This is a genomic window from Polynucleobacter sp. MWH-UH24A, assembly GCF_018687475.1.
Taxonomy (GTDB): domain Bacteria; phylum Pseudomonadota; class Gammaproteobacteria; order Burkholderiales; family Burkholderiaceae; genus Polynucleobacter.
On record NZ_CP061292.1, the window covers coordinates 418,200 to 438,701 of the forward strand.

General features: G+C 47.2%; 26 protein-coding genes. 11 read left to right on the plus strand and 15 right to left on the minus strand.

Annotated features, from left to right (window positions below):
* Window positions 1-4: 4 nt before the first annotated feature.
* The 5 genes from ccmD to ICV32_RS02190 form a co-directional block, all read right to left on the minus strand.
* On the minus strand, window positions 5-184 hold the full coding sequence (ccmD, locus tag ICV32_RS02170; RefSeq protein WP_215371551.1) for a heme exporter protein CcmD: 180 nt from the start codon (window positions 182-184) through the stop codon (window positions 5-7).
* The gene (gene ccmC / locus ICV32_RS02175) at window positions 184-921 is read right to left on the minus strand and encodes a heme ABC transporter permease CcmC (protein ID WP_215371553.1); all 738 of its coding nucleotides are present in this window, start codon (window positions 919-921) and stop codon (window positions 184-186) included. The genes ccmD and ccmC overlap by 1 nt, the downstream gene beginning before the upstream one ends.
* Window positions 922-986: 65 nt before the next feature.
* Window positions 987-1,673: a heme exporter protein CcmB gene (ccmB, locus tag ICV32_RS02180; protein WP_215371555.1), complete on the minus strand. Its 687-nt coding sequence runs from the start codon at window positions 1,671-1,673 to the stop codon at window positions 987-989.
* Window positions 1,670-2,296, minus strand: a complete 627-nt coding sequence (ccmA, locus tag ICV32_RS02185) for a cytochrome c biogenesis heme-transporting ATPase CcmA (RefSeq protein ID WP_215371556.1) — start codon at window positions 2,294-2,296, stop codon at window positions 1,670-1,672. Before ccmA ends, ccmB begins: the two co-directional genes overlap by 4 nt.
* 6 nt (window positions 2,297-2,302) lie before the next feature.
* Complete coding sequence (locus ICV32_RS02190) at window positions 2,303-3,742, minus strand: M23 family metallopeptidase (RefSeq protein ID WP_251371902.1); 1,440 nt, start codon at window positions 3,740-3,742, stop codon at window positions 2,303-2,305.
* Window positions 3,743-3,856: 114 nt separating this feature from the next.
* Between ICV32_RS02190 and ICV32_RS02195 the strand changes: the two genes are divergently transcribed.
* Window positions 3,857-4,114: a hypothetical protein gene (locus ICV32_RS02195; RefSeq protein WP_215371558.1), complete on the plus strand. Its 258-nt coding sequence runs from the start codon at window positions 3,857-3,859 to the stop codon at window positions 4,112-4,114.
* Window positions 4,115-4,160: 46 nt separating this feature from the next.
* Window positions 4,161-5,294 carry a mandelate racemase/muconate lactonizing enzyme family protein gene (locus tag ICV32_RS02200; protein WP_215371560.1) on the plus strand — a complete coding sequence of 378 codons (1,134 nt, stop codon included), beginning with the start codon at window positions 4,161-4,163 and terminating at the stop codon, window positions 5,292-5,294.
* Window positions 5,295-5,356: 62 nt separating this feature from the next.
* Here the strand turns inward: ICV32_RS02200 and ICV32_RS02205 are convergent, their stop codons facing one another.
* The 4 genes from ICV32_RS02205 to ICV32_RS02220 all read right to left on the minus strand — a co-directional run bounded on the left by ICV32_RS02205 (window position 5,357) and on the right by ICV32_RS02220 (window position 10,316).
* Window positions 5,357-7,372 carry a TRAP transporter fused permease subunit gene (locus ICV32_RS02205; RefSeq protein ID WP_215371562.1) on the minus strand — a complete coding sequence of 672 codons (2,016 nt, stop codon included), beginning with the start codon at window positions 7,370-7,372 and terminating at the stop codon, window positions 5,357-5,359.
* A 63-nt stretch (window positions 7,373-7,435) separates the two neighbouring features.
* Window positions 7,436-8,386 (minus strand): TAXI family TRAP transporter solute-binding subunit, encoded by a 951-nt coding sequence (locus tag ICV32_RS02210; protein ID WP_215371563.1) that lies wholly within the window; start codon window positions 8,384-8,386, stop codon window positions 7,436-7,438.
* Window positions 8,387-8,453: 67 nt separating this feature from the next.
* The gene (locus ICV32_RS02215) at window positions 8,454-9,374 is read right to left on the minus strand and encodes a dihydrodipicolinate synthase family protein (RefSeq protein WP_251371903.1); all 921 of its coding nucleotides are present in this window, start codon (window positions 9,372-9,374) and stop codon (window positions 8,454-8,456) included.
* A gap of 12 nt (window positions 9,375-9,386) precedes the next feature.
* Window positions 9,387-10,316 (minus strand): 2-hydroxyacid dehydrogenase, encoded by a 930-nt coding sequence (locus ICV32_RS02220; protein WP_215371565.1) that lies wholly within the window; start codon window positions 10,314-10,316, stop codon window positions 9,387-9,389.
* A gap of 72 nt (window positions 10,317-10,388) precedes the next feature.
* On the opposite strand from ICV32_RS02220, the gene ICV32_RS02225 reads away from it, so the two are divergent.
* From ICV32_RS02225 to ICV32_RS02235, 3 genes are read left to right on the plus strand one after another with little or no spacing between them, the layout of a single operon-like run.
* Complete coding sequence (locus ICV32_RS02225) at window positions 10,389-12,173, plus strand: IlvD/Edd family dehydratase (RefSeq protein ID WP_215371567.1); 1,785 nt, start codon at window positions 10,389-10,391, stop codon at window positions 12,171-12,173.
* A 1-nt stretch (window position 12,174) separates the two neighbouring features.
* Window positions 12,175-13,116: a 3-hydroxyacyl-CoA dehydrogenase family protein gene (locus tag ICV32_RS02230; protein WP_215371569.1), complete on the plus strand. Its 942-nt coding sequence runs from the start codon at window positions 12,175-12,177 to the stop codon at window positions 13,114-13,116.
* A gap of 1 nt (window position 13,117) precedes the next feature.
* The gene (locus ICV32_RS02235) at window positions 13,118-13,771 is read left to right on the plus strand and encodes a cytochrome b/b6 domain-containing protein (RefSeq protein WP_215371571.1); all 654 of its coding nucleotides are present in this window, start codon (window positions 13,118-13,120) and stop codon (window positions 13,769-13,771) included.
* Between the two features lie 30 nt (window positions 13,772-13,801).
* Here ICV32_RS02235 and ICV32_RS02240 read toward each other — a convergent pair whose 3' ends face one another.
* Both ICV32_RS02240 and ICV32_RS02245 read right to left on the minus strand, forming a co-directional pair.
* Window positions 13,802-14,263, minus strand: coding sequence for a cytochrome c (locus ICV32_RS02240; RefSeq protein ID WP_215371573.1), 462 nt, complete (start codon window positions 14,261-14,263; stop codon window positions 13,802-13,804).
* An 85-nt stretch (window positions 14,264-14,348) separates the two neighbouring features.
* Entirely contained in the window at window positions 14,349-15,017 is a 669-nt protein-coding gene (locus ICV32_RS02245) for a site-2 protease family protein (RefSeq protein WP_215371575.1), read from the minus strand.
* A gap of 1 nt (window position 15,018) precedes the next feature.
* On the opposite strand from ICV32_RS02245, the gene ICV32_RS02250 reads away from it, so the two are divergent.
* The 3 genes from ICV32_RS02250 to crcB are packed head-to-tail and all read left to right on the plus strand — an operon-like array spanning window position 15,019 to window position 15,820.
* On the plus strand, window positions 15,019-15,207 hold the full coding sequence (locus tag ICV32_RS02250) for a hypothetical protein (RefSeq protein ID WP_215371576.1): 189 nt from the start codon (window positions 15,019-15,021) through the stop codon (window positions 15,205-15,207).
* Between the two features lie 53 nt (window positions 15,208-15,260).
* The gene (locus ICV32_RS02255; RefSeq protein ID WP_215371578.1) at window positions 15,261-15,398 is read left to right on the plus strand and encodes a hypothetical protein; all 138 of its coding nucleotides are present in this window, start codon (window positions 15,261-15,263) and stop codon (window positions 15,396-15,398) included.
* Window positions 15,399-15,433: 35 nt separating this feature from the next.
* Window positions 15,434-15,820: a fluoride efflux transporter CrcB gene (crcB, locus tag ICV32_RS02260; RefSeq protein ID WP_215371580.1), complete on the plus strand. Its 387-nt coding sequence runs from the start codon at window positions 15,434-15,436 to the stop codon at window positions 15,818-15,820.
* On the opposite strand, the gene ICV32_RS02265 is transcribed toward crcB, so the two are convergent.
* Genes ICV32_RS02265 through ICV32_RS02275 form a run of 3 tightly spaced genes read right to left on the minus strand, consistent with a single transcriptional unit; the run spans window position 15,813 to window position 17,847 of the window.
* Complete coding sequence (locus ICV32_RS02265) at window positions 15,813-16,337, minus strand: chromate transporter (RefSeq protein WP_251371904.1); 525 nt, start codon at window positions 16,335-16,337, stop codon at window positions 15,813-15,815. The genes crcB and ICV32_RS02265 overlap by 8 nt on opposite strands.
* Window positions 16,334-16,864 (minus strand): chromate transporter, encoded by a 531-nt coding sequence (locus ICV32_RS02270; RefSeq protein WP_215371584.1) that lies wholly within the window; start codon window positions 16,862-16,864, stop codon window positions 16,334-16,336. The genes ICV32_RS02265 and ICV32_RS02270 overlap by 4 nt, the downstream gene beginning before the upstream one ends.
* 5 nt (window positions 16,865-16,869) lie before the next feature.
* Entirely contained in the window at window positions 16,870-17,847 is a 978-nt protein-coding gene (locus tag ICV32_RS02275) for a D-2-hydroxyacid dehydrogenase family protein (protein ID WP_215371585.1), read from the minus strand.
* 68 nt (window positions 17,848-17,915) lie between these two features.
* On the opposite strand from ICV32_RS02275, the gene ICV32_RS02280 reads away from it, so the two are divergent.
* Window positions 17,916-18,218, plus strand: a complete 303-nt coding sequence (locus ICV32_RS02280; RefSeq protein WP_215371587.1) for an antibiotic biosynthesis monooxygenase — start codon at window positions 17,916-17,918, stop codon at window positions 18,216-18,218.
* A gap of 6 nt (window positions 18,219-18,224) precedes the next feature.
* Here the strand turns inward: ICV32_RS02280 and ICV32_RS02285 are convergent, their stop codons facing one another.
* The gene (locus ICV32_RS02285) at window positions 18,225-19,019 is read right to left on the minus strand and encodes a sulfurtransferase (RefSeq protein ID WP_215371589.1); all 795 of its coding nucleotides are present in this window, start codon (window positions 19,017-19,019) and stop codon (window positions 18,225-18,227) included.
* A 62-nt stretch (window positions 19,020-19,081) separates the two neighbouring features.
* On the opposite strand from ICV32_RS02285, the gene ICV32_RS02290 reads away from it, so the two are divergent.
* Both ICV32_RS02290 and ICV32_RS02295 read left to right on the plus strand, forming a co-directional pair.
* A complete protein-coding gene (locus tag ICV32_RS02290; protein ID WP_215371591.1) occupies window positions 19,082-19,639 on the plus strand; it encodes a carboxymuconolactone decarboxylase family protein in 558 nt (185 codons plus the stop codon).
* A 3-nt stretch (window positions 19,640-19,642) separates the two neighbouring features.
* Window positions 19,643-20,500 carry a pirin family protein gene (locus tag ICV32_RS02295; protein WP_215371593.1) on the plus strand — a complete coding sequence of 286 codons (858 nt, stop codon included), beginning with the start codon at window positions 19,643-19,645 and terminating at the stop codon, window positions 20,498-20,500.
* Window positions 20,501-20,502: the final 2 nt, after the last annotated feature.

Consider the following 20,502-nt stretch of genomic DNA (forward strand, 5'->3'; position numbering starts at 1 on the left):
TTGCCTAATTTCTCTCGGACTCGCGAATTTCAGAAATTAGGGTTTTTTGAAGTGCCTTATTCCGACTTCGCAGCAGGGCTATCTCAATGACTAGTGCCAAAATGGTGACCAGATAAGACCCCCAAACAAAGAGGGCATAGCCACCCATGTGAAGAAAGTCGGAGAAGCTCGACCAATAAAACATTACAGAATCTCCTTAACCCAGTCGGCATGGCGCTCACGTTCCAGAATCAGGTTTCGACACCGATACAAGGCAACCGCGATGGAATACATCCAAAAGGCAAAGACCATAATGAGCATGCCGGTTAACATTTGGGTGGCCATGGTCGGGGCTTTGGTCAGACTTACAGAAGCCCCTTGGTGGAGGGTATTCCACCATTTAACCGAGAAATAAATGATGGGAACGTTGATCACGCCCACAATCGCTAATAATGCTGCGCTTCGATCCGCTTTGCGAACATCCTCAATTGATGCGTGCAGTGACAAGAAACCAAAATACAGAAAAAGCAAGACGAGCTCAGAGGTGAGGCGAGCATCCCAGACCCACCAGGTACCCCAGGTTGGTTTTCCCCAAACGGCACCGGTCCACAAAGCAATGAAGGTCATGATGGCCCCAGTGGGGGCGAGAGAAAGCGCCAACATGCTCGCTAGCCGAGCATTGAAGATAAGGCCAATTGCTGCCCAAAATGCCATGACCAGATAAATCAGCATCGACATCCAGGCTGCAGGAACATGAATAAAAATAATGCGGTATGAATCACCCTGTTGATGATCAGTGGGTGCAATACCTAAGCCAATCACTAACCCAATGATGGTCAGGATCACACCGCTCACCACAAACCAGGGGATTAGTGATCCAGCAAGCCCATAAAAACGCTGCGGGGCTGCGTACTTAAACCAATTTAGATTGAGTAATGACAAAGTAGTAAAACCTAACAGATTAATCAGTTGAAAAGTATTGTAAGTCGATTGAGTGCGATCGTCTTTTATTCCAAGGCAATTCGAATGCTAGCCGCACTGGCAAAAGGGGCTAAAAATAATGCGATGGCAAGCATGGCACCAAGTAAAGAAAAATGGGCGGCAACCCCAAGTCCACTTTGGTAGGATTCCACTGCCCCAGCTCCAAAAATTAGGACAGGACTCACGAGCGGCAAAATAATCAAGGCTAATAAGGTTCCGCCGCCACGACTCGCTAACGTTAATCCGGCGCCGATCGAGCCAATTAGACTAAGTAGTGGGGTTCCAAGTAGTAGCGAAATAAATAGCACGCCAACCGTATCCATGGGTAAATTAAATTGCAAAGCAAGGATTGGTGAAATCAGGGCCAGTAATAAGCCACTACTTATCCAATGTGCAATCGTTTTAGCAAGGACAACGAGCGGCAAAGGTAGGGCGGTTAATGCAATTTGATCTAGAGAGCCATCCATAAAGTCTTCAGAAAATATCTTATGAAGCGATAACATTGCAGCTAAAAGAGCAGCAATCCAAAGCATACCGGGTGCAATTTGCATCAACAGATTTTGTTCGGGCCCAATACCTAAGGGAAAGAGGCTGGCAACGACGGCAAAAAAGATCAGCACTGCCAGGCTATCGCTTTTGCGCCTCAGCGCAAGTCGTAGATCGCGAGCAATCACACCTTGGAAAATTTTGAATCCAGAAGCGTTTGCACTCATAGCTCTAACCGAATCACACGAGCATTGTCATCGATTTGTAGATCTTGATGGCTGCTGAGCGCCACGATTCCTCCACGATTGACATGGTTGATGAGTAGGTTTTGTAGCGCACGATTTGCATCACGATCCAAGGCGTTAAACGGTTCATCTAAAATCCAAATTGATTTCGGCTGAGGAAGAAGTAAGCGACTGAGGGCGATGCGTTGCTTTTGGCCTTGGGATAGAGTTCGAATAAAGCGATGGGCCTGGCGATCCAAACCCGCTTCGCGAAGAGCGTTCATCGCCTCTTCATTGGAGATTGATTGGCCACCAAGTAGTGCCAACGACATGAGATTCTCAATGGCACTGAAGTCTGCTTTTAAGGCTGGAATATGCCCAAGATAAATCAGTTCACCATGAAATTGATCGCGATCTTCGGTGATTGGATCGGATCCCCAAAACACTTTGCCCGCATGTGGTGTGAGTAGACCACAAAGAATGCGCAGAAGACTAGACTTACCAGAGCCGTTATCCCCAGAGATACGAAGAATGGATCCGGGGTTGATTTCAAGGTTTAACTCTTCAAATAAGGTGCGATCCCCTCGCACGCATGTAATGGACTCGAGTCGTAAGGATTTAGACATGCGCATTCATTCTTTGGGGATACTACCCAACATTAACAGTTGTTTGGTGAACGAGCCACTGTCACTTGGGCGCATGGTCCATAAATCCAGTTGAATTTTTGGGTTGTAGGGATCAACATAAATGCCATTTTTTCGTAATTCATAATGCAAGTGTGGGCCAGTGGAGCGACCAGTAGAGCCAACGTAACCAATCTCCATTCCCCGCCGTATATCGTTACCAACAACTAATTCATTATTGTAATTACTCAAGTGAGCGTAATAGGTGCGATAGTTACCGGGATGGTCAATGATGATCAGTTTCCCGTACGCTCCGCTGTATCCCAGAAAAGCTACTTTGCCATTAGCTACACTAAATACCGGCGTGCCTGTTGGAGCTGCATAGTCAATTCCCATATGGGTTCGATAGCGACGGTCTTTGCTTTGGGCTTGCGGATTATTGGGATTGGTTCGAGAGCGAATCGGAACTTGCCCAACTCCCCGCGAGATTCGTCGATAGCTTAAGGGATTAGTCCAAAAGCTGCGTTCGATGGAGTCGCCGTTGGCAGTAAAGAATGATCCCGGAATATCATCACGATTTAACCAAAAGGCATCAGCTAGTACTTGATTCGTTGCCAGATCAAGAATCTCAATCGCCCAAATTTGTGCCCAGCGATCCCGAGTACCAAAATCAACGATGACACGCACTTGCTTAGGACTATTTTCTAACGAGGCAGAGTCATCCGGATAGAGTTGCTTTACGATCGAATTGAGTTCCCAGGCAAGCTCAACGGGTAATTTATCCCCTAAACGCTGGGGGTCATACAGAACCTCTTGCAACGGAATAAATAGCTCTGTCCAGAATTGCATCTGGGTCGCCAAGTTTTCTTCTTGAACTAAGTACCCCCCAAACCCGGAAGAGGTAAAAGTCAAAATCTGCGATTTCTCATTACGGTTTGGCCCATTCATGATACTGAGCGACTCGAGGCGACCCCGTTTTCCAAAAGCAACGACGTAGGGAGTGCACGAACCACTCGCTGAGTCGAAGAACCGTACCGTTTGATTCTTGAAGTACTCCAAGAATTCAGGATCGTTGATTCCAATCCGACTTGGAAGGTTGCTTTCTCGAAACCCTCGTTTCATGCAACCACGTTGCACCTGAAAATCGGGGGCTGCATCAAATTGACTGTATTCCTCGGTACCGGGATCAGTTAGTAGTTGACTTTGATCTGCAACGGATTTGCTTTGCAAGCCAGAGCCACTATTGGCTGCTTTACTCGGCAGGCGTTGATTTACCTGAATTCCTTTTTGGGGGGCAACTGTTTTTTTATTCGTTGGATTAGGTTTGGTCGTTTGATTTGATTGAGGCAGAGCAAGTTGACTGCATAGCAATAGGCTAATTCCAAAACATACTTTGCTCCAAAGAGCCAAAGATCGAACACAAAATCGAGAGTTATGGGTTTGATGCACAGCCTAATTATCCAATATCAAGCGAAGTCACCGACGCATTTATGCCGTAGTGCAGCATTTTTATATCCAGAAACTAGGTATGATCAGATATTGACCTTCTGGGAGCGGTAGTCGATGCAAGCCGTGATGATTCGTTTGATGACCGCCGCCTGCCTATTAAGCGTACCGCTTTCGCAGCCATGGGCGAAGAGTTGCTCTGAACAACTGGCGTCACAAGATACCTCTCGCCCTCGATCAAAGACCGTGAGCTATGACGATTGTGTTAAGCAAGCCCGCATGGATTGCGAGCGTACCGCCCGCGATCGTAAATTAATCGATGTGGCCAAAGAGAGTTTTATGAAACGGTGTCTAGCTGAATCCATCGGCAAATAATCGCTACAATCGTTTTCTTTGATTGGTTAACCAAGAAGAGGAAAAAATGCCGATTATTGAATCCGTTCAAGTGGCTAGCGTGCCCGTTCCCCTCGATGTTGTCACATCGTTTGCAACACGAACCGTGAGTGAGCGTCATTACTGCATCGTCAAAGTACGTAGTAAAGATGGTCATGAAGGAGTGGGTTTTTGCTATGTTGGTTCAGCTGCAGGGAGTATCGCTAAAGTTGCCGTTGAGCAACTATTGGCTCCGAAACTAATTGGACAAAATAGCCATCGTAGCGAAGGTCTCTGGTCTGAGATGTATGCCGAATCAATTTTGCAGGGCCGTTCAGGTGCTGTCATGCGAGGCATCTCAATTTTGGATACTGCGATTTGGGATCTTAATGCGCGATCGGTGGGCCTCCCCCTGCATCAATACTTGGGATGCGTGGTAGATGATCGTGTTCCTGCCTATGCCAGCGGAGGGTATTACTTGGAAGGTAAAACCCCTGCAAAATTAGGTAAAGAGATGGAAGCGTTTGTAAAGCTTGGCTTTAAGGCGGTGAAGATGAAAGTCGGTCGCCTATCCCCTCGCGAGGAGGAGGCTCGAGTCAAAGCAGCTCGCAGTGCAGTCGGTGACGATGTCCTCTTAACGCTCGATGCTAATAATGCGTGGCGCGATTTGCCAACCGCGATGGAGTACGTACGCCGCTTCGAGAAATACAACCCCTATTGGCTAGAGGAACCATTTTCCCCCGATGCCATCGATTTGCATGCTCGCTTAGCAAAAAATACGTCGATTACGATCGCTACTGGCGAAATCGAAGTGGGTCGTTGGCGCTTTCGTGAACTGGTTGATGCCGGTGGCGCAACCATCTTGCAGGCAGATGCGGCAGTCTGTGGCGGTATTAGTGAATTCAGACGGATTGCTGCCTATGCCGATTCCAAAGGGATTACGGTTTGCCCGCACTGGTTCCATGATCTCCATGCCCCTTTAGTTGCAGCAACACCCAATGCCCGCTTTGTGGAGTTTTTTCCAGACAATCAAGTTTTAAACTTTAGACGCCTCATCAATAAGCAGTTGGCATTTAAGAATGGCGATCTCATCTTACATAAAACACCAGGCTTAGGATTTGAGTTTGATGAAACGGCGGTGAAGAAATACGCCGGCAAATCAGCTTGGGCAAAAATCACATAACAAGATTAAAACTAGAATTAAAAAAAGCCGCTTGATGAAAGCGGCTTTTTGTTCATGCAGTTCTATGCACTCTCTTTGGGTTTGGCCCTAAAGTATTTAAAGAACTGCAGAACTAATACTAAGCCAAAACCAGCAAAACCAATCATGTCGGCAGTTGGTGAGGTATAGGCGAGTGCCACACCAGAAACAATCATCAGGGTGCGCTCAAGGAGATTGGTCTTCTCAATAAACCAACCTTGTAAACCACCAGCAAGTGCAACAATACCAACGATGGCAGTTAGTGTTGACCAAACAATCTCCATCCAATTCGCCTGAGCCAGTGCAGTGGTGGATCCCATGAGCAGCAAGCTCACACCTGATTTGTCAAGGACAAACATAAACGGCACCAAAATCGCAGGTGCTACGTATTTCCAACTTTGCAAGGTTGTTTTGTATGGATTGCCCTTACAAATCGCTGCCGCTGCAAATGGAGATAAGGCGGTTGGCGGTGAGACCTCGGATAACACGGCGTAGTAAAAAATAAACATATGCGCTGCAAATGCTGGGACGCCTAAGTTGATGAGTGCAGGTGCTGCAATTACCGCACAGATGATGTATGAAGCGGTTACTGGAACAGCAAGACCGACAATCCAGACAATAAAGGCGGTAAAAATAGCGGTGAGTAATAGAGAGCCCCCAGCGTACTGGATCACAATGGAGCTGAACTTTAATCCTAAACCCGTCAAAACCACCGTACCAACAATAAGACCCGCACCAGCACAGGTTGCCGCAATGGCTAAAACGCCGGTTGAGCCTGAGGCGAGCGCCTTTGTGAAATTTGACTCATAGAGTCCTTTGAGGATGGGTTGTTTACCCATGAACCAATCATATGGAATGATGGCCGTATCTCTACGCAGCATGCTAGTTAATGCAGAAATAATCGTTGCCCAAAGCACAGACATGACTGGCGTAAAACCCATCGCCATAAAAAGAACAATCGATATTAACGAGAAGAAATGAAACCAGTATTTTTTGCTGAGTGACCATGCACTTTCCACGGCCGCAAAATGCATCGCTTTCATGCCGTATTTACGAACATCGATTTCCACCATCGTAAAGAGTCCGAGGTAAAACAAAATAGTCGGAATGATTGACATCAATAAGACGTCTAAATACGAGATCTTTAAAAAGTCAGCAATTAAGAAGGCGGCCGCCCCTAATACCGGTGGGGAAATAATCGCACCCAAGCCCCCTGCAGCCAAAAGCCCTCCTGCGGCATTTTTCTCGTAACCGACTTTGTTAAGCATGGGGGCGGCGACAGAGCCCACGGTGACGGTGGTGGCTACACCCGAGCCAGAGGGGCCGCCGAGTAAAAACGAAGAGAGAACAATTGTGCGTCCCACGCCGGATGATTTGCCACCCATGGCGGCAAACGAGAAGTCAATAAAAAACTTACCCGCACCCGTAAATTGCAGGAATGCCCCAAAGATCGTAAACAGAATAATGAGTGTGGCAGATACGTCAACGGCAGTGCCATAGATGCCCTCAAGGGTCATATACATAAACCCAACCAAACGATCAACTGAATAGCCTTTATGGGTCCATGGAGCTGGTAGTGAGTCACCAAATAATGCGTAGAGTAAGAATAAAACGGTGACGGTAAGCAAGATCATTCCATTGGTTCTACGGACGGCCTCTAAGATTAATAGGATGAGGGCTGAACCAAAAAGGACATCGGTTGGGTTGGGTGCGGTATTGCGATCACCAAAGTCATCCCCCCCTGAAATTGCGTAATACGCAATCGCAATCGACGCAAGCGCAAAAATAATATCCCACCACATTAAGCGATTCTTATAACGCGCCATCAGAGGGAAACTTAAGAAAACTAGAAAAAGAACAAAGCTAACATGAACGGTTCGCAATACCTGAGTTGGAACAATCGAGTAGGCGGCATACAAATGGAACAGGGACATGCCAACTGCGACTAGGGTCAAAAAGATTGCAAACATCCCTTTGTAGTTATTGGAGTCGCCCTCTTCTTGTTTAATCAGCGCGTCTAATTTTTCTTGGGTTGCGCTATCGATTGCACTTTGGCTCATGATGTTGGTCTCTATTGAAAAATGGCCGCATCAGCGGCCATTCAAATAAATCGATGAATCGAATTAATTTACTTTAATGTTTTTCTCTTTGAAATACTTTAGGGCACCTGGGTGAAATGGTACCGGCGTTGCTGCAGATTTCTGACCTTCAGGGGTTACATTGATGTACTCGTAATGCGAGCGGACCAAGTCGATCTTGTTATCAAACACCGCCTTGACAATGTCATAGGCTTCTTTTTCAGACATCTTTGAGCTAGTAACCAAAATATTAGCTACAGAGATTACATTGTTGTCTTTATCCATGCCTTTGTAAGTGGTCTTTGGAATCACGTCCTTAAAGTACAGGTTGCCGTATTTCTTGTTCATGGCATCCACCTCTTTAGAGTGATCAATCATCACAATCTTAGTACCAGGCGTATTGGCCAAGTCTGTGACTGCAGCAGTTGGTAAACCGCCCACCCAAAAGAATGCGTCAATCTTGCGGTCTTTCACAGCATTAACAGACTCTGCCACACCAAGACGCTCGCGTCTCATATCTTTGTCTTTATCAAGACCGGCAGCTTCAATGACACGAAAAGCCATTACTTCGGTTGCGCTTCCTGGACTTCCAGTACTTACCCGCTTCCCTTTTAAGTCTTGCATCGTTTTAATACCCGATGCCTCGGTGGTCACAATATGCATCCGGTTGGGGTAGAGGACTAATAAAGTGCTTAAATCAACCTTCTTGCCAGAAAACTTGCCTTGACCGGTTTGCGCATCCTTGGCCGCATCCGCCATGGAGAAGCCGATGTAAGGCTTACCCGTACCGATGAGATTGAGGTTATCGACCGAGCCGCCAGTCACCTCGGCAGTTGCAGACATGCCAGGTACTTTTTTGGACAGCACGGCTGCTAAACCGCCACCCATGGGGTAATAAACACCACCAGTACCGCCAGTCGCTACGGAAAGATTTTGTGCTTGGACGCTGCCCCAAAGCAGTGCAATGCACAGTGGCAACAATTTAAGTAATTTCATGAAGTTATCTCCTGGGATCATTATTTATAGTTACAACAGACTATAAGTCTATACCAATTTAATTGGGCTAAAGCCCTTCCATTTGGAAGTTAATTTTCCCCAAGTCGCCCACTAATTTGGCTTGTTGTTCTGCGGTTAGGGATTGAAGGGGTGGCCTTACGCGAAGCCAATCCGAATCACCGCTATAGTGAGCAACGGCCGCTTTCATGCCAGGGATCATTGGAAACTGGGCAAAAATGGCCCGCACGGCTGAGAGGGATTCTTGTAAGGCATCGGCATCTGGCTCTTGCCAACGTTTGGCAAGTTGGGCAATCGCTTTTGGATTCACGTTGGCAGTGGCCGAGATGCAACCGACACCCCCGGCTTTCAAGGTGCGTAGTAGAAATACTTCACTGCCTGCATAGACCCGAAATCCTGAACCCGCTAAAGCCTTAATGACTGATTCGGTATATGGCCAATCTCCCGAACTGTCTTTCATTCCAATGACGGTGTTGGGGTAAGTCTTCACTAAGCGCTCCAATAAAGGGAGGCTCAGACCAATTTTAGTTACCGGAGGAATGTTGTAGACATAAATTTTTAACATCGCATCGGCAACTTTCTCGATGACCTCTGCATAAAACGCGAATAAGCCATCGTCAGAGATGTCTTTGTAATAAAAGGGGGGTAGCATCAAAACCCCAGCACATCCTGCGTTCACAGCGGCACGCGTCATCGTGACCGCATCGTCGACTGAGCAGGCGCCGGTGCCGGGCATTACATTCTTGGGGTTTAGTCCACCGTCAATTAATTCTTCCAGCACTGTCATCTTTTGGCGCGCCGACATTGAATTTGCTTCTGAGTTGGTTCCAAATACTGCCTGACCTACTCCGTGACTTTGCAACCATTGGCACTGGCGAAGAAGTTTTTTGGCATTGGGACTTCCATCCGCGTTGAATGGTGTTAGTACCGGGGATAAAACGGCAGAAAAACTTGATGGGTGAACAGGCATCGCAATCTCCAATTACATGGCAATAGGGGTTGGTAAGGGGCGTTGATTAAAAAAAGCATCTAAATTATCGATCGCCAAGTTGGTCATCGCTTGGCGTGTTTCTTGGGTGGCACTGCCAATATGCGGTGTGAGCAACACATTAGAGAGCTCTAAGAACTGGGGATCCAGATTTGGCTCGTTCTCAAATACGTCCAAGGCAGCTCCAGCAATGATTTGGTTTTGCAAGGCAAATAGCAGATCCGATTCATTGACGACACTACCGCGAGCAACATTGATCAAATAGGACGAGGGACCTAAAGCATCGAGTACCTCTTTATGAATCATGCGTTCAGTTTCTTTGCCACCAGGACAGCACAGGATCAACACATCACTCCATTTTGCCAGCTCGACTAAGGAAGAAATGTAGGGGTAGGGTAGATGCTTGTCGCGTGGACCATGGTAAGCAATCTTTACCTTAAAAGCCTTAAGGCGATCTGCCAGCTCTTGACCAATTCTGCCCATGCCCACAATACCGATTGTTTTGCCTGCCAAGGAGGTTGTAAACGGAAATGCTCCATTGACCCAATGTTTTTTGCTAACAAATTCATGCGCCCTAGGAATTTGGCGTAGCAGGGCAAATAGCATACCGATTGTGAGTTCACATACTGCATCGTTGAGCACCCCTGGAGTGTTCGATGCCATGATTCCCTTTTGTTTTAAATAATCAAGCGGGAGATTGTCGTATCCAACTCCACAGCAGGCAATCATTTTGACCTGTGGTAATTGATCTAAAAGAGCGGGGGCAATGGGATAGCTTGGTCTTGTTAATATGGCCTGAACATCCCTTTGAGGGATTGATCCCTTGGGGTCAGGCATCATCACTGGCGTTAGGCGCCGCAAGACCTCATCTTGCATGATTTCAGGGAAAAATCCCACTTGTAATACGCTATTGACTGGAATCATGTCTCGATTCTATTTTTATTGGAATAATGTGACATTGTAAGTCGATATTTTTATTACTTTGGATACCACCCATTGAGCACAAATAACCATTCTAAAACCGCACCGAAGAATAATCCTCAAACCGGAATTCGTAAGGGCTTGACGCGCTATGGCGATACTGAATTCTCATTATTTCTCCGCAAAGCCTTCATTAAAGCGATGGGATTTAGTGATAACGCCTTAGACCGACCGATCATTGGGATCACTAATACCTTTAGTGACTTTAACCCTTGCCATGGCAATGTTCCGCAAATGATTGAGGCCATCAAGCGCGGCGTAATGCAAGCGGGCGGCATGCCAATGGTATTTCCAACCATCTCCATTCATGAGTCGTTTGCGTTTCCAACGAGCATGTATTTACGCAATTTGATGGCGCTCGATACTGAGGAGATGATGCGCTCGCAGCCGGTCGATGCTGTGGTGCTTGTCGGTGGTTGCGATAAAACCATTCCTGCTCAATTAATGGCTGCGGCCAGTCTTGATGTGCCAGTGTTATCAATTCCGACGGGCCCAATGTTGACCACCTTACATCAAGGTGATCGTTTGGGGGCTTGCACCGATTGCCGTCGCTACTGGGGGAAATTTCGGGCGGGCGAAATTGATCAAGCGGAAATTGATGAAATCAATGGCAAATTAGCGCCAACCACTGGGACCTGCATGGTGATGGGAACCGCTAGCACGATTGCCTGCATGGTTGAGGCCGCCGGTTTGAGTTTGCCTGGTACAGCCGCTGCCCCAGCAGTCACTGCCGAACGCTTTCGTTTATCGGAGCTGACTGGACGCAGAGCCGTTGAGCTAGGTAAAACAGCCAGCGAAGGTCGCTTCTCACCGCGCACCATCTTAAGTCCCGAAGCAATGACCAATGCATTGGTTGTGTTGCATGCGATCGGCGGTTCAACAAATGCGCTGATTCATTTCACAGCCATTGCCGCGCGCTTGGGAATCAAACTTGATTTGGAGCACTTTGATCGCTTGGGTCGAGATATTCCGGTATTGGTTGATCTAAAGCCCAGCGGCTCCCATTACATGGAACACCTTTACGAAGATGGTGGCCTAATGGGAGTTTTACGGGAATTAAAACCCCATTTGTACTTGGATTGCCTCACGGTGTCTGGCAGAACGTTGGGCGAGGAGATTGATGCAGCAAAGGTTACGAAAGCACGTAAAGTGATTCGGATTGCCAGTGATCCAATTTACCCCGTGGGTGGTTTGGCTGTTTTGAAAGGTAATTTAGCGCCACGCGGGGCGGTAATTAAACATTCAGCAGCGAGTCCTAATCTGCTTAAACATCGGGGTCGAGCGGTCGTGTTTAAGTCTCTCGAGGATTTGGCCTTGCGCGTGGATAGTCCAGATCTTGACGTCACGGCAGACGACATCTTGGTTTTACAAAACGCTGGTCCCAAAGGAGCGCCAGGAATGCCTGAAGCGGGATACCTACCAATTCCCAAAAAACTTGCTCAAGCAGGCGTTAAGGATATGGTCCGGATTTCGGATGCACGCATGAGCGGCACCGCCTTTGGCACGATTGTGCTGCATGTCGCTCCAGAATCAGCCGAGAATGGACCGCTTGCTATTGTTCAAGACGGCGACATGATTTCGCTCGATGTTGAAAAACGGCTATTGCAATTAGAGCTCGATGATGCAGAAATTCAGCGCCGAATTGCTGCTCTTGAGGCACCAGCAAAGCGTTTAAATATTCCAAAAACTGGTTATCGGCATCTCTATCAAACAACGGTTACACAAGCGGATGTGGGATGTGACTTTGATTTTATGGTTCCTTCCGCACACGGCGTAGTACCTCTACTGAAGGGAAATTGAGATGCTATTTAATCCTGCTGAGACCAAAGTATTAATTGTGGGCGGTGGAACGATGGGGGCGGATGTTGCCCTCGTCTGCGCGCGCGGGGGATGTGCCACCCAAGTTTTTGAGGCAAGCCCTGAGCGCCGTGCCATATTACCGAATTATTTTGAAACCAAATTACAAGAAATTGGTTATCCACACCGATTGCATTTAATTTCGGTAGTTGCGTCACTTAATCATTTTGATTGGTCCGAAATTGATTTAGTCATTGAGTGCGTTCCAGAAAAACTCGAAGTCAAGCAGGATTTATTTGCCCAACTTGAGCAGGTGGTTAATCCTGAAACCGTACTTGCTAGCAATAGTTCTAGTTTTCCAATTAGTGACATTGCCAATGGTTTAAAAAGCCCTGCGCGCATGATTGGCCTGCATTTTTTTATGCCAGCGCATCTTGTGCCGTGCGTGGAAGTGATCTATGGTGAAAAAACCTCGCGTTTGGTGGCTGAAAGTTTAAGTCGTTTGATGACCGCCTGTGGCATGGTTCCGGTAACGGTTAAAAAGGACTTGCCCGGCTTTTTGGCCAATCGTTTGCAACACGCGCTCTCGCGCGAAGCTTTTGACTTAATTGACGCGGGGATTGTGACTCCGGAGGATGTTGATAAAGCGGTGCGCTTTGGTTTTGGGTTTCGTTATTTAGCGGCAGGCCCTGTATTGCAGCGCGATCATGCCGGTGTCGAGATTCATGCTGCCGCAGGGGCCAGCATCTATCCCTCACTGAATAATAAGGGTGAGATTGCGCAGTGCCTCAAAGAAAAGGTCGACTCTGGGAAACTCGGAATGAAAACGGGCCAAGGGTTTTATTCCTGGGATGCAAATGCGATTAATGCAGAGCGTCAACGTTATGATGATTTGCTTCGTGCTGGGCTAAAGCTCTTGCAAAAAGAGCTTCCTGAAATTAAATAAAGTGAACATACCGGCTCGCATTTGGGATTTACCCACTCGTCTATTTCATTGGACTTTAGCAATCTGTATTGTGCTCGGTATTGTGTTTGTCAAAATCGGTGGTAATGCCATGCAGTGGCATGCCTATTGCGGATATGCCGCACTCGCACTTATCCTGTTTCGGGTAATTTGGGGATTTATAGGATCTTGGTATGCGCGCTTTACTAATTTCATTCCCAGTCCAGCCAAGCTAATGACCTTTCTTCAAGGCCAAGTCGATGGCGGTCTTGGTCATAATCCGCTTGGCGCGCTCTCGGTGATTGCCTTACTAAGCGTGATTTTGATTCAGGCTTTGACAGGCCTGTTTGCAGATGACGATATTTTTTTTCAGGGGCCATTCGCAAAATACGTATCGAATAACACAGTAGCGTTACTCACCAGTATTCATCGCTTCAATCAGTATTTCATCTTTGCTTTGGTCGGGTTGCATATTGCTGCAATTTCGTACTATCACTTGGTTAAACGAGAAAACTTAATCCGACCAATGATCACAGGGGATAAATCGCTTGCAACTAAACCACCGTTCGAGGTGGAGATTGATTCGTTTCGCCAGCGCATGCTCGCGCTGGCAGTGTTCTTGCTAATCAGCCTCGGCCTATATTTTTTGATCGCCTGATCGGATTATCCAAGCCGAGTGATCAAGAAGTTACTTCTTGCGGAAGTCGTCGTGGCAGGCTTTGCAGGTTTGTCCTGTTGCACCTAAGGCTTTCTTCAAATTCTCAGGGTTACCAGATTGCGCTGCAGTATTGAGCTCAGCAACCGCAGCTTGCATCCGATCAGCGGCTGACTTGAACTTGGCATTTTCTTTCCAAATGGCCGGTTCAGCTTTGCCACCTTCGGTACCGGGGCCAAATGCTTGCCAAGGCAGGCTTGAGAGGGTGCTAATGATGGCAGCGTTACGCGCCACATCATCTTTGTTGTAAGGAACCTCACCTTTGACGACTGCTGAGAGCCTACCCATATGAGCGCCCATTAACGCAAAGGCGCTTTGGCGGTACTTGATAGCATCTTCTGGCTTAGCAAATTGGGCCATTGCTGGGGTGGCAATACTCAGGGTTAGGGCTGGAATGAGGGCTTTTAGGGAAACGCGAAGTAATTGACTATTCATAAATCCTCCAAGAGACTAATCAGAATTGATCCAAATAAGAATACTCCAATTTTAGGCTGCAAATATTTCACGGGGTTTGAAGGAGCTAAGCCCCAAAAAGCATCCTTAGGGGATAGGTTAATCCTCGAACGATTGCGATAAAAAAATCGCTCAAAGGAATCATCCACCATTGAGAAATAATTCCGGTGAATACTAAGCCCAAGACAATAAAGAAGCCCCATGGCTCTAATTTGCCTAATAAAAGGGCTTGGCGGTAAGGAAGTAATCCGGCCAAAATTCGACCACCATCCAATGGCGGCAGGGGAAATAAGTTAAAAACCAAGAGGCCAATATTCCAAAAGACACCTGCTTTGGCCATGGAAATCAGAAATGGCTCATTAACCCCAAATCCCTGGAGTGCAATCCAAGCCATGGCCCAAGCGATCGCCTGGAAAAAATTAGAGCCGGGCCCAGCCAGTGCCACCCAGATCATGTCGATCCGAGGGTTGCGTAATTGATCAAAACGAACTGGAACGGGCTTGGCGTAGCCAACTAAAAAAGGAGAGTTTGCCAAAATCAGTGCGATCGGGATTAAAACGGTGCCAATAGGGTCAATATGTTTGATAGGATTTAGTGTGACGCGACCAAGAAGAAAAGCCGTGTTATCGCCAAAGCGTTTAGCAGCGTAGCCATGAGCAGCCTCATGGATCGTAATGGCAAAAACTAAGGGAATCGCATTAATTGCAATAGCTTGGATAGAATAGTCAGAAATCATATTGAGATCATATCGAGAGGAGACCATTGTGACCGATGAGAAGAAACCCCTAGCTAAATCTGCCGTGAAGGCTCCCAAGCTTCCAGCCCGCCCGCCCGTAGGTAAGGGCCCTCAAAGCATGGGGGGTAAGCCACAACAAGGGTTTGGAGGTGGTAAGGGCATGATGCGTAAAGCCGGCCGAGGCCGATAGGCCCCCAAAATATGGATAATGTGGCCTATATTGATTAGATAAAGGGGTACACCATGAACGAATGGCAAAACGAGAGCAAAGACGTTATCAATAAAAAGATGATTACCTTGGTTGTGATGTTGGCGGCTGCAACGAGCTTAGCGATTTTGTTTGCCTTAGTTGCTGCGCACATGGGTTACGTATTTGGCTAGACGCCTATGCAATTAGTGCGATGAAGTAATCGGTAATGTCTACCGCTTCTGTATCGATCATCGCCATCTTTTTTGGAGCAGGTCTTGGTGCGCTCTTGCGCGCTTTATTCAATGTTCTTGCAGAATCATTTTCTTCATCGATTCCAATAGGAACATTGATTGCGAATCTTCTAGGGGCTTATTTAGTTGGTATTGCTCTGGCGTATTTTATTGATCAACCAACCATTTCACCCCAATGGCGTCTCTTTATCATCACCGGGTTTCTGGGTGGCTTGACCACATTCTCAAGTTTTTCTGCTGAAGTCGTGCAATTGATGCAGCGCGATCAGTTGCTGCTTGCTTTAGGCCTTGCCTTAATGCATGTCTGCGGATCTTTATTGCTAACCTTTCTTGGAATTTGGACTGTTCACACTTTCAAATAAGCCCAAAGAATCCTAGGATTGCACCCAAGCCAATCAAATAAAGAGGATGGCGCTTACTTAGTAAGACAAACAGAATACTAAAAACAGTTAATGCATAGGCTGCCCAATTGCCATTAATGCGGATGGCGATCTGCCAGGCAGATGCTAGCACCAAGCCTACCGCAAGAGCGCTGGCAGAGTACTCAATGGTTTTCTTCCACTGCAAATGCCGAAGTTTAGCGATTACCCGCTGTAAATAAAAAATCAAGATACACGATGGCCAGCAAACAGCTAGAGTCGCCATTACGGCGCCGGCTAAGCCAAAAGCATTCCAGCCAATCAAGGTCACCGTTAATAAATTGGGACCTGGGGCTGCCTGGGCAATTGCAAAATAATGAATAAACGTTTCAGGATCAATCCAACCCTCTTGATTAACTGAGATGTCGTACAAGGTTGGAAGTAGGGCATTGACCCCTCCAAACGCAATTAATGAGAATAAGGACAGTTTGATAAACAGTCCAACTAGGCCGATCATCATCGTGCTTTTCTCCACGCAACCGCTAGAGCGAGCGGCAAGGTGATGGCGACAACCCAGCCAAGCGCTAACTGATAGATGGTTGCAATTACGATACTGATGGCAATTACCGCCAGCATTGGTGGGTAATCCAGTTCGTCTTTAAGCATCTTAAATCCCGTAGCTGCGATTAAGCCAACACCGACAGAAGAGATGCCTCGCAAAATACCTTGTACGCGCTCAAACTCGCCGTAGTGATCGTAGAGTAAAGCAAGCAAAATCACGATGGTCATTGGCGCGAGCATTAATCCCCCAACGGCGGCAAATGCTCCTCGCACCCCTCCAAAGCGTTCGCCCACACACACTGCTAAATTCACAATGTTGGGCCCCGGAACTAATTGGCAAACACCTAATAGCGCATTGAACTCTTGCGAGGTGAGCCACTGCTTTTTCTCAACTAGGGTTCTTCGGGCCCATGGTAGTACGCCCCCAAAGCCCGATAAACCAATTAGTGTGAACGTAATGAATAAATGGGCCGGGCTTCGCTGCATAACTTCTAATTTGACGGGAAGGGCATCGGTACGGGCTTACCATGAAGCCAGGCATCCAGTGTATCGACAAGGCCCGAAGCAAAGGTCTTAAAAATAGGCTCAGCCACAAAGCCGAGATGGGGGGTCATGAGTAAATTTGGAATGCGATGCAGTTCTGAGTCTTTTGGTAGCGGTTCTTGATCGAAGACATCGAGGGCAGCCTGTCCTGGTCGACCACGCCTCAGTGCTGCGATTAGGTCCTCGGTCACAATCAGACTCGAGCGGGAGGTATTGACCAACAGCGAGTCATTGCGCATCATCGCTAAGCGATCTTGATGCATGAGTCCTTTGGTACGCTCGCCAGCCACCAAATGCAAACTCACAATTTTTGAGGTTTGTAGAACCGTTTCCAGTGGCAAGAACTCACATCCCACTGCATTCGCACGCTCCTTGGTCATATTCGGGCTCCAGCAAACCAAATCCATCCCAAATGCAGCGCCTACCTTGGCCACTAAGCTGCCAATACCACCGAGTCCAATAATGCCAAGACGTTGACCGTGAAGCATGGGTAATACGGACTGGGCATTCCGCCACTGCCCGCTAGTCATCATCTGGGATTGATTGACCATCTGTTTGCTTGCAGCAAGAATAAGAGCCCAAGTGAGTTCGGCAGTGGTCTCTTTAGAGGGCCCGCCGCGCGTACACGCAATCGTTACTCCTTGGTTTAGCAAAGCCGCATGATCGAGTAAGCCATTACGGACTCCAGTAAAAACAAATAACTTGAGGTTTGGTAGGCGTTTGATGAGCGATGCATCAAATGGGGACCGATCACGGATTAGTGCAATGGCATGCGCATCTTGAACGGCTTGGTAGAGTGATTCGCCAACAAGGGGCTCATGAAAAAATCGCAATTCAGCACGTGCTTGAATTTGCGACCAATCTGCATAGTGTTGTAAGCAGCGTTCATAGTCTCCTAAGACGGCAATGATGGGTTTGGTATGCATAGGAATTCGGAGAATTAATTAATAAATCGATGATAATTGATGTTTAATCTTCATCCTAAGGAAGCAAAATGATTCTAGAAGTGGTTGATATTCGTATCGACGAAAGCAAGCAAGATGAGTTTAATGAGGCAATTTTACGGGGGGTTCGCACTGCGATCGCACCCGCTAAAGGGTTTCGGGGCTTTAAAGTCAATCACAGCATTGAGTCGCCTAATCGCTACCTACTCATGATTTATTGGGACACCCTTGAGAACCATATGGTGGATTTTCGGGGATCCCCAGCGTTTATCGAGTGGCGAAGCATTGTGGGCCCATTTTTCACTCAACCACCCGCTGTTGAGCATTTCAACTTAGTGGGTAAATCTGACTAAGTTTGACTAAGCCTGACTTTTCTTAGGCTTGAGTCGACCCTGGGGCTTCGCAGAAAGGCTAGGCTCTAGGGTTTCGCGCTCATCAAAGACAAAACAATCGCCCACGAAGTGACCCCCACCAATATCCTCAAAGTATTGCAAGATCCCGCCATCCAATTGATAGCTGTGTTCAAGACCGCGCTCGCGCAAATAGAGGCCTGATTTTTCACAGCGGATTCCGCCGGTACAAAAGCTCACAAGGGTTTTATCGCTTAATTCGGGTAGACGTTCTTCAATTGCTTGAGGAAACTCACTAAATTTAGTGATATTAAAGTGCAACGCATTCTTAAAAGTCCCGTACTCTACTTCAAATCCATTTCGAGTATCAATCATCACAACAGGACGTCCAAGATCATCTTGGCCGCGATCGAGCCATTCTTTTAATTTCTTAGGAGAAATAAATTTCGCCCGCCCTTTTTCTGGGGCGATGGTCGGATGATTCATGCGAATAATTTCTTTTTTAATCTTGATCAACAGCTTACGAAATGGTTGCGTTGCTGACCAGCTATCCTTTGTTTGAAACGATGCCAGTCGAGGATCATTTCGCAAAAAGGAAAGAAAACTCTGAATATTGGTTTCTAGCCCAGCTAAAAATAGATTGATGCCTTCCTCCGATAACAAGATGGTCCCTTTAAGGCGCAGGTCTGAAGCAGCTTGATAAAAAGATTCTCTGAGCCGATCGAGCTCATCAAGCCGGACAAACTGATAGCCGGCAATATTGAGGATGGGAAGGGCATTGGGACCCAAATGTTCTTGATTCATGGCACTATTATCGATCAAGTTTATGGGTACACTACTATCACTAAAACACATCTCTGATTCCAATGACAAACGATCGTTTAATTCCATACCAGCCCCAAGATCTTGCAGAACCGGCCGATCTGGTCGCTGAGATTCGTAAGCGGCGAGGTGGCCAACTCATTAATTTGGATCGAATGCTATTGCATAGCGAGCCAGTAGCGCGTGGCTGGAATCATTTTATTGGCAATGTACGTCAACAACTGTCACTTGATCCTAAGTTACGCGAACTCGGAATGTGTGGTGTCGCAGTTCTCAATGGCGCTGAGTATGAGTTTTTCCATCATGCGCCACCTTTTTTAAAAGCAGGAGGCACCCAAGCGCAGGTCGATGCAATGCGGCATTTGGGGGAGGATGATTTTGATCCAACACCGTTTAGCCTATTGGAGCGGGATGTTCTCGAGTTAACCTTGCAAATGACCCGAACGATTCAGGTTGATTCTGAATTAATGAAACGACTGCAGGCGGCTTTTGGTAATACTGTTTTAGTTGAGCTGGTGACCGTGATTGCAGCGTACAACATGGTCTCTCGATTCCTCATTGCCTTAGATATTCATCCTGAAGATCAAGCTCCAAAGGCGTAAGTTATGAATCGGCAGATTATCCAAGTGATACCGGGTATTGCAACCTCTGACGGGGCGGGAGTGCGCTTGCGTCGCAGTTTGGGTGGTCATCATCGGCAACGTTTAGCCCCTTTTTTGATGCTCGATGAGTTTTCATCTAATGATCCGAATGATTATGTTGCGGGATTTCCGGCTCATCCGCACCGTGGTTTTGAAACCGTGACCTATATGCTCGAGGGTCACATGTTGCATGAAGATCATTTGGGCAATCGTGGTCACTTAAAAAGTGGGGGTGTCCAGTGGATGACCGCTGGTCGCGGAATCATTCATTCCGAGATGCCACAGCAGGAAAGTGGTGTAATGCGTGGGTTTCAGTTGTGGATTAATTTACCCGCGCGCGAAAAAATGAAGCCTGCGGGGTATCAAGATATTCAAGATGCATCCATTCCGAGATTTCATTTACCGCATGGTGGATTAATAAAGGTGATTGCTGGGAGGTGCCAGTCATCGAATGGTACGGTCATTCAAGGCCCAATTCACGGCTTAAGTACTGAACCCCTGTTCTTTGATATTCATTTATCCAGTGATGAGGTCTTTAGCCATCCGGTACCAAGCTCGCATCATAGCTTTATCTATGTTTATGAAGGTGATTTATCAATTGGCGATCAAGCGCAGCAAGCCCCACGTCAGGCAGCTCTCATTTTGGGTGAGGGCGATCAAGTGACTATGCAATCTGGTGCGAATGGGGCTAAAGCCATTTGGCTTGCAGCAAAACCGCTTTATGAGCCAATTGTGCAACATGGCCCTTTTGTTATGAATACCCAAGAAGAGATCATGCAAGCGATCACAGACTATCAACAAAATCGATTAACTACGCCCTAAGA

Bases quoted from the DNA above. Each gene is read 5' to 3' on its own strand.
- ICV32_RS02270 (WP_215371584.1), bottom strand. From the start codon at position 16,864: ATGCAGCGAAGCCCGGCCCATTTATTCATTACGTTCACACTAATTGGT.
- ccmD (WP_215371551.1), bottom strand. From the start codon at position 184: ATGTTTTATTGGTCGAGCTTCTCCGACTTTCTTCACATGGGTGGCTAT.
- ICV32_RS02290 (WP_215371591.1), top strand. From the start codon at position 19,082: ATGACAAACGATCGTTTAATTCCATACCAGCCCCAAGATCTTGCAGAA.
- ccmA (WP_215371556.1), bottom strand. From the start codon at position 2,296: ATGTCTAAATCCTTACGACTCGAGTCCATTACATGCGTGCGAGGGGAT.
- crcB (WP_215371580.1), top strand. From the start codon at position 15,434: ATGTCTACCGCTTCTGTATCGATCATCGCCATCTTTTTTGGAGCAGGT.
- ICV32_RS02255 (WP_215371578.1), top strand. From the start codon at position 15,261: ATGAACGAATGGCAAAACGAGAGCAAAGACGTTATCAATAAAAAGATG.
- ICV32_RS02215 (WP_251371903.1), bottom strand. From the start codon at position 9,374: ATGCCTGTTCACCCATCAAGTTTTTCTGCCGTTTTATCCCCGGTACTA.
- ICV32_RS02265 (WP_251371904.1), bottom strand. From the start codon at position 16,337: ATGATGATCGGCCTAGTTGGACTGTTTATCAAACTGTCCTTATTCTCA.
- ccmB (WP_215371555.1), bottom strand. From the start codon at position 1,673: ATGAGTGCAAACGCTTCTGGATTCAAAATTTTCCAAGGTGTGATTGCT.
- ICV32_RS02230 (WP_215371569.1), top strand. From the start codon at position 12,175: ATGCTATTTAATCCTGCTGAGACCAAAGTATTAATTGTGGGCGGTGGA.
- ICV32_RS02205 (WP_215371562.1), bottom strand. From the start codon at position 7,372: ATGAGCCAAAGTGCAATCGATAGCGCAACCCAAGAAAAATTAGACGCG.
- ICV32_RS02220 (WP_215371565.1), bottom strand. From the start codon at position 10,316: ATGATTCCAGTCAATAGCGTATTACAAGTGGGATTTTTCCCTGAAATC.
- ICV32_RS02195 (WP_215371558.1), top strand. From the start codon at position 3,857: ATGCAAGCCGTGATGATTCGTTTGATGACCGCCGCCTGCCTATTAAGC.
- ICV32_RS02280 (WP_215371587.1), top strand. From the start codon at position 17,916: ATGATTCTAGAAGTGGTTGATATTCGTATCGACGAAAGCAAGCAAGAT.
- ICV32_RS02295 (WP_215371593.1), top strand. From the start codon at position 19,643: ATGAATCGGCAGATTATCCAAGTGATACCGGGTATTGCAACCTCTGAC.
- ICV32_RS02245 (WP_215371575.1), bottom strand. From the start codon at position 15,017: ATGATTTCTGACTATTCTATCCAAGCTATTGCAATTAATGCGATTCCC.
- ICV32_RS02275 (WP_215371585.1), bottom strand. From the start codon at position 17,847: ATGCATACCAAACCCATCATTGCCGTCTTAGGAGACTATGAACGCTGC.
- ICV32_RS02240 (WP_215371573.1), bottom strand. From the start codon at position 14,263: ATGAATAGTCAATTACTTCGCGTTTCCCTAAAAGCCCTCATTCCAGCC.
- ICV32_RS02285 (WP_215371589.1), bottom strand. From the start codon at position 19,019: ATGAATCAAGAACATTTGGGTCCCAATGCCCTTCCCATCCTCAATATT.
- ICV32_RS02210 (WP_215371563.1), bottom strand. From the start codon at position 8,386: ATGAAATTACTTAAATTGTTGCCACTGTGCATTGCACTGCTTTGGGGC.
- ICV32_RS02200 (WP_215371560.1), top strand. From the start codon at position 4,161: ATGCCGATTATTGAATCCGTTCAAGTGGCTAGCGTGCCCGTTCCCCTC.